The following is an 11,775-nucleotide window of genomic DNA, read 5'->3' on the forward strand; positions in this document are numbered from 1 at the left end:
TAAAAAAAGCGAAAGTTCTACGCCTTCTTTGAGCTTACCGAAAATGTCAAGTTGTATGGTCTTCTCCCTATAGAACGACCGTAAAAATGAGATAACCACGCCAAGAAAACAATTCCTTGCGAAGCAAACACCGGACAAACATTTGTTATAAAAAAGAATCATATATTCATTATTTCAAATATTCTAGTTTTATTCGTATTAATAAGACTTTGAGGAAGGAGAATCCTGACTTTTAGTTTCATTCTTTTTCTGCGGTTTTTCGGAAAAAACCCCCATTTTTAATTCGTACCACCTTAAAGTTCTCGCTCTATCTTTTTTTCTTTCTTCCTCCGCCGCCGTATTCAAACGACCTTGCGCATCATCCCAATAAATCACTTCTTCCGGTTTTAGATAATCAGAATCGAGAATTTTATTTTTAGAAATTTTATCCAAAAAAGAAAGCTCAGAGTCCTCACTCCTTCCCAAAAGAATTTTAGCTTGGTAGAGCGAAAGAAGAGACTGTTTTTGATAATAAAGAGCGGAAGTCCTTTCTCCCCTTTCTAATTCTTTGGAAGAAGTCCTCGATGTTTCTCCGAAGCGAGTATAATACTTTTCTAATACTGGAAGAATGGATCGATTTTTGTTTTTTTCATCCAATCGAATCGACACAACCATAGGAACTAGTTCTTGTCCCAATTGAATTGTTCTACTTTCGTAGTCTTTACGAATTGCGTCTTCCAAAAGAATAATTGCTTTAAAAATATTCTCAAACATGGTCGTAGCATTTCCGTATTCGGCTTTCAGATAAAGAGTTTCAGCTTGCCCGTAATCAGCGGCGAGTTTGTCTAAATCTTGTTTTTTTCCAAAGTTCAAAAGAGAAACTCTAATTCCTTTCAATCCGATATAAACTTTTCTTCTAGTAGATTCCAATCTTCCCGTTTCGATTAACTCCCGATCGGATGGAAGTTTTTGTTTTGAGTCTTTAGATTCACCCGGGATCGTTTGCGAAAAGATAGAAACGTTATAAGTAAGAAAAAGTACACAAATTGCGGACCTGACTTTATTCGATAGAGTTCGTTGATTCTCTTTCATCCGTACCAATATCGGCCGGAAAACGAATGCAAGGCAAGGCTTTTCCCGAATTGTGGATTTATGATCGTTCTCAGATCCAGATCTCCTCGTAGAAAGCACGTCTTGGAATCCTTAGATCTTGATTTTAGAATCGAACCGGAAGACATAGATGAAAGTTCTTTAAAAAACGAACATCCTTTGGAATATTTGAAAAGGATATGTTTATCTAAGTTAGGCACAAGATCCAAAGACGAATTTTTGATCTCCTGCGATACAATTGTCGTTCAAGAGAATTCCATTCTTCAAAAACCCGAAAACTTTTTTGAGGCGACGGAAATGCTCGAAAGGTTGTCCGGAAAAACTCATAAGGTCGCTTCGGGACTAGGAATCTATTATAAAGGACTCGAACGGTTTGCGTTCGAGTTCTCTCAAGTTCATTTTCGCTCTTGGAATCACAAACAAATTCGAGAATACATTGAAAAATATTCTCCCTTTGATAAGGCTGGAAGTTATGGGGTTCAAGATAAGGAAGGCCCGGTTCAATCTTTCGACGGATCCTACACGAATATACTTGGATTTCCGATAAGAACGTTTTTTCAATATCACAAATTTTGGAAAAAATATTTAAAAGGAAATCAGGCGTAAAAATCGATCAGACTGCCGCGAGTTGTCGGTATAAATTCCTTGGAAATGGAGGATGGATTCATTCTACCTGAGTTATAATCGGCGTTAAAATCTTCACGGCGAATCGGTTCCACAGCTTGTATTTTTCCGCCCATGCGGGCCGGGCTTACGTAAGTCAAAGCCTCGTTTGGAAAAGAAATCCTCTGGACTCCGGAACTGATATTCATATTCTAATCTTCGGAGAATTGATCCTTTACTTTAAATAATTCTTCCGTTTTTTTTAAGGACCGGAACGATTTCCAATTCAAATAGAATGACGACAAAAACCAAAGAATATAAAAATTCGATAGAATTCCTGACCGATTGGAGCGAAAGACTACCGCAAATCGTTTTTGTTGCGGCCAAAGAATCCTACGAGTTTGAAATTATCGCGGAAAAATATAAAGAAGAAATTCGAAAAACGGGAGAACCATTCGAAATCGTAATATTCGTTTCCGAACCGGGGGACTTTGAAAGATTCCAATCCGACGCTTTCAACCTGGATATGTTTTCCAGTCGAAAATTATTTATCGTCAAATCCGGTTTTGAATTTTTTAAGCCGATCTCCAGTGGAAAAGGAAAAAATAATGAATTCTTACAAAAACAATTTTCGAACTTTCCGAACTCGATCCAACTTTTAGTTCATTACAATCATTGGGAAGTTTCAAACAAGGTTCTTCAAATCTTCGGGGGAAAAGCGAATCTCATTAAAACCAAAAATTTTTATCCCAACGAAACACGCGCCGGTCTTTTGCAGGCTTGTAAGGAAGTTGGAGTCCAATTGGACGAGGACGCCATGAATGAATTCCTACACAAAATTCCTCCCTCGATGGGAGCGTATCTACAATCACTTTCTAAACTAAAACTTTATCTCGTAAAAAAATCCTTCACGAAACAAGACGTTGAAGATGTCTTACTGTTCAGCGGAGAATTGAATTCTTCCGGCTTGGTCGATTTTTTTATGGAATCAGATCGGATCCGTTTTTTCAAAGAATTGAAAAAATTTCAGAGCGGAAAAGATTCTTTGCTTTTATTTCTTTCGATCCTGAAGGAAAGAATCGATCAACTTCGGAAATATAAAATCATTTCTAGAAAGTACGAGACATCCCTTTCAGACGAGGAAATCCACGAATTTTTGGATATTCAATCCTATAGCCCCGCAAGGAAAAATTTCGTTCGAAACCGTCTCAGAAAAGAGGCTACTTTTTTTTCCGATAAAATCATCGGAGAACTTTACGATTTTATGATAGATATGAATATTCGAATCAAAACCAGTTCGGAAAAAGAAGGATCGGAGTTTTACTTCAGTCGTCAAATGGAGGATTTTTTCCTTCAGCTTCGCCGGAAAGACCGAATTCTATAATCTTTCTATAAATTGTCCTTTCCGATATTCCGAGTATCTTGGCGGCTTTTTCCCTATTGCCGTTCACAAGAATCAAATTCCTTTTGATGATTTCCCTTTCGTAGTCTTTTAAAGGAATTCCGGTCTTCACTTCTATAAACTCCGAATAAACGTAAGAAGTTTCAAACATTTGAGGCGGAAGATGTTTTACATCAAGAATACGCACGGCAAATAGGGAAATCATACTTTCCAAAAGATTTTTGAGTTGTCTAACGTTGCCCGGAAAGTCGTAATTAAGTAAAAATTGAACTAGTTTTTCACTCAATCGGATTTCTTTTCGTTTATATTTTTCAGAAAGCGTTTCCAAAAAATGTCGAATTAACAGAGGAATATCCTCCTTTCTTTCCCTGAGATCCGGAAGATCCAATCGAAAATTCGAAATTTCAAAATAAAGAGATTCTAAAATTTGTCCGGTTTCCAATTTTTGTTTCCATTCTTTATCGGAAATAAAAATGAAACGAGAATCACTTTGGTTTTCACGAATTTTCTTCAGAAGATAAACCTGGATCTCTTTTGAAAAATTGGGGAAATTCTTAAAAACGAAATATGTGTTTTTTCCGTCGGAAAGTATCGATTCCAAGCCTTTTTCACTCTCGACGTTATCGGAATCTAAAATGAGAACGCGAGGGTTTAAACCAGATAAATCGGCAATTAGATTGGAAACAAAAGTCTTCCCACTACCAGGGCCTCCCGTAACAAATAAGGGTAATGTATTCTGAGACAAAGACTTGAGTCGATTTAATACTCTAATCGAATTCGAAGCGTTGCTGATAAAAATATGTTCTTCGGAATTCAAACGTGGATCCCTTTTCGAAAGATTATAACCCTTTGACCTGTAGAACTCTACCTCGGATTATACAATCAAAAGAACTTTTATTCGTATTCTGAAAATAATTTCTTACTTGAATCGGTGTACATTCCAAAATCCGAGAAGGAGAAAGTTTGTACTCTTCCGTAAGACTAGCTACATTTGCAACTCCGTCCACGGAATTGCCCGATGAAACATAAGTCGTTTGATATAGGATCTGTTCATCAACTTGAGGAATTTTAACCCCGAATGGAAGCGAAATCCAAAAGGCTTTTTCTCCGGATTTTACCAAAACTTCAGTTTCATTCTCTCCTTTAAATTCTTCCTTAAATAAACTTTGAGAAAGTAGAAATGAAAGATTATCCCGTAAAGAATCCGAAGCTAGAATTTTATCCCCGGTCAACTCGGCATATATCTCCGTAAAATTCAGAGGATTAATCGATTCCGATTCCATATATTTTCCCGAATAAGAAACCTTATTGAGGGAGGATTCCTGCGGAATCTGTTTTGGAGAAACTTCCGAATACGTAAAATAAATTTGTCTCCCTCTAAATATTAGAGTTTTTGAATCTTTTAGAGTGCTGACTTTTTTAAAATATGTTATTTCAAAGAAATCTTCTTTAGGAAAAATTCCTTTGAAAAACTGAGTTTGAGAAATGGAAAAATACGGCGCGGTGAATAATTGAACTCGATAACCAGAAGATTGTAAATTTTGAATGGCAGAAAACAAACTAGGGTTCGGAATTTTCCCTTTCGCATTCGTGAGAATGATTATGTCTTGAGCACTTTGAGATCGGATCAATGAACGTCTCGTACGCAATAACGCTTCCGATAAATCCTCCAAACTCGATTTGCCAAACGATTTCAAACTCCCAATCTGTCTTCTTAATTCCGCCAACGAACTTGCTTTGGGGAGAATGGAAACTTTTCCTTCTGAAAAAGTAACAATCCGGATCCCGGTCATAGAATCCCAAGACGTATTTTTAACGAATTGAGCCCATTCTTCTCTTTCTCTTTGGAAAGAAGGAGACAGATCGACGATAAAAATTAATTCTTTCGTATTCTTTTTCAATATTGAAGTAGTAGTTTGTTTTCTTTTAGAAGGCACCCAAGGAAATGAACGCTCCGTCATCGATCGCGTCAAAAAGAAAAGATCCGATTTTTCGGAAAGATGAAATTCATCCAATTGTTTCTGCGCGCAATTGTACACGATTCGATCAAGAGAAATATTGTTTTGAAAACCGACTTCGTCTCGAACTAAAAAATCAGCGGGAAATTCGGAACAAATTTTTGAAAAGTCTTCTTTTTTGAAATGAGAGCTTCGAAATTTGTTAAAAATTTCCTTATCCGTGATTTTCTCGATCGTATTTACTTTCGCTCTTAGCAATAAGTTTGCATAAAAAGCCCCAAATTTGGAAATTTCTTGCGATCTATCATCGATTCTTTCCAAAGTCGCCGGTAAATTTCCTTCTACTTTTCCAGGAAGAAAGATTATGCTTGTAGAGAATACTGGCTGAACTGTGAAACAGAGAAAAAAAAATAAATTTCTTAACATGAACAACTTTGTGCGACGCAAATAGGTTTTTAAGTTAATATGAGGAAATCCAGGATTCAAAGCAACCGATTAAAAAATGAGTTGCACAAACTTGGCAAAGTATTAGCTTTTTTCATTTAGTAGATCAAGGAGAAAATAATGATCAATAGACTTATCGCTCTATCTGTAGCAACAATGATTTTTGCAGCTTGCTCCAGCGCTGACACCGGACAAAAAGACGCAACAACCGTAGGTGACGGTGGATGGACTTTTGAAGGATGGGGTGGACCTCCGGAACAAAGAAACGACGGAAAAACACCAAGAGATACGAATCCAAAAGACTGGTACTATATTAAATTTTCTTCCAGAGCATCTGCTAAAGCAGTAGCTAAGAAAAGCCAAGCAATGATGCAATCCACTTGTCGTGAAGCTTCCAGACTTCAAGGTGCGTCTGACGTTGTGAAAAAGATGGTTGGAGAAACCGTAGAATCGGCTTCCGGAGTATCCGACGGTGAAGCAACCGCATCTGTAATTGTTTCCCAATCTCAAGGTGTTGTAAAAGGAGTCGGGGTTTACGAATGTAAAGCAATCGGTTCCGGTTCTGATCCAAAAGATGTTTCCAAAGACAACTGGGAAGAATGTCAGTGTGTAATTTACGCAAAATTTCCTGGTGGAAAAGATGCTCTCGTGGCGAAAGCACAGGAAGTTTCCAACAAACAATAAATATTCATTTATCGAAAACTTTATTGTTTACAAACCCCGTTTTATAACGGGGTTTTTTATTTTTCGGAACTTTATAAAAGGCTGCTTTAGAAAAGATTAAGTAATTTTGGAATCTACTCCGCTTTTCATGAGTAACCAAAGATTAACACTCAAAAAACAATTTCTTTAAATTAAAGCTAAACGTTTAGAAACTTGCGGTAAAAGTAAACATTCTTCAAAAAGATTAAATTCTCTAATTTCCAATAACTGAGTTTTCCAAAGAGGATCAAACTCTAAGCCGCTTAGATATTTCACGAGATGTTTTCTAAATAGAACCAGACCGAATTCCTCTCCGAAATCCTGAATCATCCAACGGGCGTGCTCTAAGATAACTTTTAAAATCTCCGACCAGTACAATTCTTCTTTTTTAATTTTTGAAAAGATCCAAGGATTTCCAATCGCCTTTCTGCCAATGAGAACTCCATCCAAACTATATTCTCTCATTTTGGAGTTCGCTTCTTCGTAACTTTTGATATCTCCGTTTCCAAAAACCGGAATCTTTCTCCGCGCTTTTACCTCGCCGATCGCGTCCCAATCCGCAAGTCCAGTATAAGCCATTTCTTTTGTACGGCCATGAACCGTTAACGCATTCACTCCCGATTCTTCTAAAATTTTTGAAACTTCAAGATAATTTTTACTTTCCGAATCCCATCCAATCCGAATTTTTGCGGTAATCGGAACGTTGACTCGTTTTTTCATGGCTTCAATGATTTTTCCGGCTAACGCAGGTTTACGCAAAAGCCCGGCACCTGCGCCTCGCAAAGAAACTTTACGAGTAGAACAACCCATGTTTAAATCGATGATATCCGGTTTTAGTTCTTGGATGATTTCAGCCGCTTCTGTAATGATCTCTAAACGATTCCCAAAAATTTGAAACGTGATGGGGCGTTCCTCAGGATGAAAGCGAAACATTTTAAACGCTTTCGGCGCTCTATGAACAAGTTCGTCTGTGTTTACAAACTCCGTATAAGAAAAGGCAGCTCCAAATTTTCTACAAATTCTTCGAGTGGGAGAATCCGAAATCCCCGCCATCGGAGAAAGTGAAATTCTCCCCGGAATCGTCACATCTCCGATCCGGATCATCGGATCAATTCTCTCCCAAAACCGTAAAATCCTGCACTTTATCGTTATCCTTTAAATCCACGATACGAACGCCAACTGCGGTTCTACCTAGTTTAGAAATATCGAATGCGTTAATTCGAATTGTCATTCCTTGTTGAGTGATGAGAATGACTTCATCTTCGCTCCCAACAGAACCCGTCCCTACGGAAAATCCATTCTTCTCGGTCACTTTCAAGTAGGCCATTCCCTTTCCACCCCTGCCTTTCGCGGCAAACTCCTCAAAACCGAGACGTTTTCCGTAACCTTCTTCCGAAACTACGAATATATCCTCTCCTTCTTTGTATTTGCTCAAACCTACAATTGTGTCATCTTCCGCAAGCCGCATTCCAGTAACACCGCTCGCCGTTCTTCCTTGAGCTCTGATGATATTTCCTTCGATCCGAAGAGCCAATCCCTTTCTAGAAAAGATTATAACTTCATCTTTATCCTCGATGGCTTCCACTTTAATCAGCTCATCCCCTTCTCTGAGTCCGATCGCGATGATTCCGGATCTTTTTACGTTTCCAAATTCTTTAAGCTGAATTCGTTTGATAAATCCACGTCTAGTAACTAAGAGGAGATCCTTATCCATATCTTGTTCTCTGAAAGTAAAGATAGAAGAAATATATTCATCTTCTCTCAGATTGATAATTGCCTTGAGTGATTTTCCACGGGCTTCTTTAGATGCGATTGGCAATTCATACGCCTTCATCACGTAAACTTTTCCTATATTAGAAAAAAACATGATACTATCGTGAGTCATTGCGGCTTTCATAATTTTAATCACATCGTCACGCTTCTGAGAAAGCCCTTGGATTCCTTTTCCGCCTCGTTTTTGTCTTTTGAAAGTATCGATCGGAAGGCGCTTGATAAATTGATCGTACGTGATTTGAATTACTATTTCTTCGTCCGCGATCAAATCTTCCGCGTTAAAAGAAGAACTTTCTATACTTTCTATGGAAATTTCGGTTTTTCTTTTTGTTCCGTACTTATCTCCCACTTCTTGAAGCTCTGTGCAAACGATGTCGTTTATGCGAGAAGGTTTTGCAAGAATATCCTTTAAATCCACGATGAGTTTTCTGACTTCCTCCAGCTCATCAATGATCTTTTGAACTTCGAGAGAAGTAAGTCTTTGCAATCTCATTTCTAAAATCGCATCCGATTGAACCTCGGAAAGACTGAAACGAACCATCAATTGTTGTTTTGCTTCCGCTGGATTTTTAGAAGCTCGAATGACTTTGATCACGTCCTCGATGTTTTCTAAAGCGATCTTTAATCCTTCCAAGATATGAGCGCGTTTTTCGGCTTTATCCAAGTCGAACTGAGTTCTTTTTATGATCACATCTCTTCTGTGTGCAGAATAGGCAGTTAATATTTCCTTAATATTAAAAATTTTTGGTTTATTATCCAGAATCGCGAGCATCGTGATTCCATAACTCACTTGAAGTTGAGTCATTTTATAAAGTTGGTTTAGAATAACCTGAGCATTAGCATCTTTTTTAATATGAATCTCTATTCGAATCCCTTTTCGATCAGAAAGATCGAGGATTTCGGAAATTCCTTCGATTTGTTTTTCGTTAACTATATCTCCGATTTTTTCCAGAAGAACTTTCTTGTTCACCTGATAGGGAATTTCGGTGACTACAATCACTTCTTTTCCGTTTTTCTTTTCTTCAATCTCCACTTTGGAGCGAATTCGTATCGACCCTTTTCCGGTCGTATATGCAGAGATAAGACCTTCTCCACCGATGATGATTCCGGAAGTTGGAAAATCGGGACCGGGAATAATTTTGAGAATTTCCGGAATTGTAATCTCCGGAGTTCGAATCACGGCGATCACTGCATCGATCGTTTCTTTCAAATTATGAGGAGGAATATTCGTCGCCATTCCCACCGCAATTCCGGAAGATCCGTTTACGAGTAAATTTGGAAAATTTGCAGGTAATACGTCAGGTTGTTGTTTTGTATCATCGTAGTTAGGCGAAAAACTAACAGTTTCTTTTTCAATGTCGCGTAACAATTCCTCGGCGACTTTTTCAAGTCTCGCTTCGGTGTATCGATAGGCCGCAGGGTTATCACCGTCTATAGAGCCGAAGTTTCCTTGTCCATCGATCAACGGAACTCGCAAAGAAAAATCCTGAACCATTCTTACAAGAGCTTCGTAAACCGACGCGTCTCCGTGCGGGTGATAATTACCGATCACTTCCCCCACAATCTTAGCGCATTTCACATAAGGACGATCGCTTCTCCACGCCCGTTCGTTCATCGCATGAAGGATTCTTCTATGAACCGGTTTTAATCCATCCCTCACGTCCGGAAGCGCACGACCGACGATAACGGACATCGCGTAGCCGAGATACGCTTCTTTCATTTGATCTTCAATTTCCACAGGGATCACTCTAATACCGTTCTTAAGAGCATCCGCAATATCGGGCTTTCCGGCGATATTATAGTTTAGTACTTTTGTTTCATTCTCTTGACTCATTTCAGAATTCCCTTAGGATCAAAGATCCAAGTTTGCAACCTTGGCTGCATTAATTTCGATGAATTGTTTTCTAGGTTGAACTTCGTCACCCATCAGAATGTTGAACGTTTCTTCCGCTTCCACGAAATCGTCTAATTTCACTTTCAAAACGACTCGATTCGAAGGATCCATCGTGGTCTCCCAAAGTTGTTCGGGATTCATCTCACCTAGACCCTTGTATCTTTGAATCACAACTTTTTCAGTTCCTACGTTCTTCAATAATTCTTCTTTTTCCTTATCCGAATAAGCATACGTTGAATTTTTACCGTGTTTAATAAGATACAAAGGTGGTTGTGCCACATAGAGATAACCTTTCTCGATTACAGGACGCATGTAACGAAAAAAGAACGTAAGAAGTAATGTGCGAATGTGTGAACCGTCGATATCCGCATCTGTCATTATCATAATTTTATGATATCGAATCTTATCGATATTAAACTCGTCTTCACCGATCCCGGTTCCAAGCGCGGAAACCAAAACTCGAATCTCTTCGCTGGAAAGAATCTTATCCAATCTTGCTTTTTCAACGTTTAAAATTTTTCCTTTCAGAGGAAGAATCGCCTGCGTGTTTCTATCTCTTCCTTGTTTCGCAGAACCGCCCGCGGAATCTCCCTCAACGAGATAAAGCTCGGAAAACGCAGGATCTTTTTCAGAACAATCAGCGAGCTTCCCCGGAAGCCCTCCTCCTTCAAGAACCGTTTTTCTTCGTGTTAAATCTCTCGCCTTACGGGCCGCCTCTCTTGCCTTTGCGGAAAGAATACATTTTTCTAATATCTTTTTAGTGATATTCGGATTTTCCTCAAAGAATAAAGTAAGACCTTCCGAACTTAAGGTCTGCATAATTCCTTTGATTTCTGCGTTTACTAATTTTTCTTTTGTTTGAGAATTAAACTGAGGTTGAGGAATTTTGATTGAGATGACCGCGGTTAATCCTTCTTTTACATCTTCTCCGGAAAGACCTGTCGGATGTTTTTTAGAAAGGGTCGTATCCTTTTTCAGAAAGTCGTTTAAGGTTCTCGTAAGAGCCGCACGAAATCCCTCCAAATGAGTTCCGCCTAAGTTGTTATTGATGTTATTCGTAAAACAAAAGATGTTCTCCGTATAAGTTTCCGAATATTGAATCGAAATTTCCGCCAAAACGTCGTCTTTATTCCGTTCAAAGTGAATCACCTTATGCATGGGATGTTTATTTTCGTTGATATGTTCGACGAAAGAAACAATTCCCCCGGAAAATTGAAATTCATTTCGAAGAAGACTTTCCCCTTCCGACCCTCGTCTGCGGTCTTCAACGATCAACACAAGACCTTTATTCAAAAAAGCTAATTCTCTAAATCGAGCAGAAAGAATGTCGAACTGAAAGTCTACTGTGGTAAAAATAGTAGCATCCGGTTTAAATCGAACGATGGTTCCTCTTTCCGAAGAATCTCCCTTAATTTCTACCGGAGAAACCGGAATACCTTTCTCGTATTTTTGAGTATAAATCTTTCCTTTCTGATGAACTTCGACTTCGAGATATTCAGAAAGTGCGTTTACTACGGAAACCCCTACACCATGGAGACCTCCTGAAACTTTATAAGCGTCGTTTTCGAATTTACCACCCGCATGAAGAATCGTCATTACGACTTCGATTGTAGAAATTTTTTTATCGGGATGAATATCGACCGGAATCCCTCGACCGTTGTCTTTAACTTCAATGATATTATTCGGCAAAATACTAATTTTAATTTCGGTACAATGGCCGGCCATTGCTTCGTCTACGGAGTTATCAACCACCTCATAGACCATTTTGTGAAGTCCAGTCTCATCCTGGGTTCCGATGTACATCCCAGGACGTTTTCTAACAGCTTCCAGACCCTCTAAAATTTTGATCTGACCAGCACTGTAGCTTGTTTCTTTTTGACTCATTTTTTTTCGGACCTCAGGAATAGTTT

10 protein-coding genes are annotated in these 11,775 nt (G+C 38.6%); 3 read left to right on the top strand and 7 right to left on the bottom strand.

The annotated features are described in order from the left end of the window. Positions 1-198: 198 nt before the first annotated feature. Positions 199-1,071: a hypothetical protein gene (locus tag LEP1GSC062_RS00575; protein ID WP_010577417.1), complete on the bottom strand. Its 873-nt coding sequence runs from the start codon at positions 1,069-1,071 to the stop codon at positions 199-201. Between the two features lie 60 nt (positions 1,072-1,131). Here LEP1GSC062_RS00575 and LEP1GSC062_RS00580 point away from each other — a divergent pair, with 60 nt between their 5' ends. After that, positions 1,132-1,695 (top strand): nucleoside triphosphate pyrophosphatase, encoded by a 564-nt coding sequence (locus tag LEP1GSC062_RS00580; protein ID WP_039940727.1) that lies wholly within the window; start codon positions 1,132-1,134, stop codon positions 1,693-1,695. Here LEP1GSC062_RS00580 and LEP1GSC062_RS00585 read toward each other — a convergent pair. After that, positions 1,686-1,901, bottom strand: coding sequence for a hypothetical protein (locus LEP1GSC062_RS00585; protein ID WP_010577419.1), 216 nt, complete (start codon positions 1,899-1,901; stop codon positions 1,686-1,688). The two genes, LEP1GSC062_RS00580 and LEP1GSC062_RS00585, sit on opposite strands and share 10 nt — an antisense overlap. Before the next feature lie 86 nt (positions 1,902-1,987). On the opposite strand from LEP1GSC062_RS00585, the gene holA reads away from it, so the two are divergent. Continuing rightward, complete coding sequence (gene holA / locus LEP1GSC062_RS00590) at positions 1,988-3,076, top strand: DNA polymerase III subunit delta (RefSeq protein WP_020983092.1); 1,089 nt, start codon at positions 1,988-1,990, stop codon at positions 3,074-3,076. Here holA and LEP1GSC062_RS00595 read toward each other — a convergent pair. Both LEP1GSC062_RS00595 and LEP1GSC062_RS00600 read right to left on the bottom strand, forming a co-directional pair. After that, the gene (locus LEP1GSC062_RS00595) at positions 3,018-3,911 is read right to left on the bottom strand and encodes an AAA-type ATPase lid domain-containing protein (protein WP_010577420.1); all 894 of its coding nucleotides are present in this window, start codon (positions 3,909-3,911) and stop codon (positions 3,018-3,020) included. The genes holA and LEP1GSC062_RS00595 overlap by 59 nt on opposite strands. Before the next feature lie 22 nt (positions 3,912-3,933). Continuing rightward, positions 3,934-5,478 (bottom strand): LIC10012 family protein, encoded by a 1,545-nt coding sequence (locus tag LEP1GSC062_RS00600; protein ID WP_020983024.1) that lies wholly within the window; start codon positions 5,476-5,478, stop codon positions 3,934-3,936. A 138-nt stretch (positions 5,479-5,616) separates the two neighbouring features. Between LEP1GSC062_RS00600 and LEP1GSC062_RS00605 the strand changes: the two genes are divergently transcribed. After that, positions 5,617-6,180: a lipoprotein LipL21 gene (locus LEP1GSC062_RS00605; RefSeq protein ID WP_010577422.1), complete on the top strand. Its 564-nt coding sequence runs from the start codon at positions 5,617-5,619 to the stop codon at positions 6,178-6,180. Between the two features lie 165 nt (positions 6,181-6,345). Here the strand turns inward: LEP1GSC062_RS00605 and dusB are convergent, their stop codons facing one another. The 3 genes from dusB to gyrB are packed head-to-tail and all read right to left on the bottom strand — an operon-like array spanning position 6,346 to position 11,749. Beyond that, positions 6,346-7,302, bottom strand: a complete 957-nt coding sequence (dusB, locus tag LEP1GSC062_RS00610; RefSeq protein WP_010577423.1) for a tRNA dihydrouridine synthase DusB — start codon at positions 7,300-7,302, stop codon at positions 6,346-6,348. A gap of 4 nt (positions 7,303-7,306) precedes the next feature. Next, on the bottom strand, positions 7,307-9,805 hold the full coding sequence (gene gyrA / locus LEP1GSC062_RS00615; protein WP_010577424.1) for a DNA gyrase subunit A: 2,499 nt from the start codon (positions 9,803-9,805) through the stop codon (positions 7,307-7,309). A gap of 18 nt (positions 9,806-9,823) precedes the next feature. After that, positions 9,824-11,749: a DNA topoisomerase (ATP-hydrolyzing) subunit B gene (gene gyrB, locus LEP1GSC062_RS00620; RefSeq protein WP_020983051.1), complete on the bottom strand. Its 1,926-nt coding sequence runs from the start codon at positions 11,747-11,749 to the stop codon at positions 9,824-9,826. Positions 11,750-11,775 lie beyond the last annotated feature (26 nt).

Source organism: Leptospira alexanderi serovar Manhao 3 str. L 60 (genome assembly GCF_000243815.2).
Taxonomy (GTDB): Bacteria; Spirochaetota; Leptospiria; order Leptospirales; family Leptospiraceae; genus Leptospira; species Leptospira alexanderi.

What these genes read in the sequence shown, in the direction of transcription:
- dusB (WP_010577423.1), bottom strand. Translation starts at nt 7,302, where the DNA reads ATGATCCGGATCGGAGATGTGACGATTCCGGGGAGAATTTCACTTTCT.
- holA (WP_020983092.1), top strand. Translation starts at nt 1,988, where the DNA reads ATGACGACAAAAACCAAAGAATATAAAAATTCGATAGAATTCCTGACC.
- gyrB (WP_020983051.1), bottom strand. Translation starts at nt 11,749, where the DNA reads ATGAGTCAAAAAGAAACAAGCTACAGTGCTGGTCAGATCAAAATTTTA.
- LEP1GSC062_RS00600 (WP_020983024.1), bottom strand. Translation starts at nt 5,478, where the DNA reads ATGTTAAGAAATTTATTTTTTTTTCTCTGTTTCACAGTTCAGCCAGTA.
- gyrA (WP_010577424.1), bottom strand. Translation starts at nt 9,805, where the DNA reads ATGAGTCAAGAGAATGAAACAAAAGTACTAAACTATAATATCGCCGGA.
- LEP1GSC062_RS00575 (WP_010577417.1), bottom strand. Translation starts at nt 1,071, where the DNA reads ATGAAAGAGAATCAACGAACTCTATCGAATAAAGTCAGGTCCGCAATT.
- LEP1GSC062_RS00585 (WP_010577419.1), bottom strand. Translation starts at nt 1,901, where the DNA reads ATGAATATCAGTTCCGGAGTCCAGAGGATTTCTTTTCCAAACGAGGCT.
- LEP1GSC062_RS00605 (WP_010577422.1), top strand. Translation starts at nt 5,617, where the DNA reads ATGATCAATAGACTTATCGCTCTATCTGTAGCAACAATGATTTTTGCA.
- LEP1GSC062_RS00580 (WP_039940727.1), top strand. Translation starts at nt 1,132, where the DNA reads ATGATCGTTCTCAGATCCAGATCTCCTCGTAGAAAGCACGTCTTGGAA.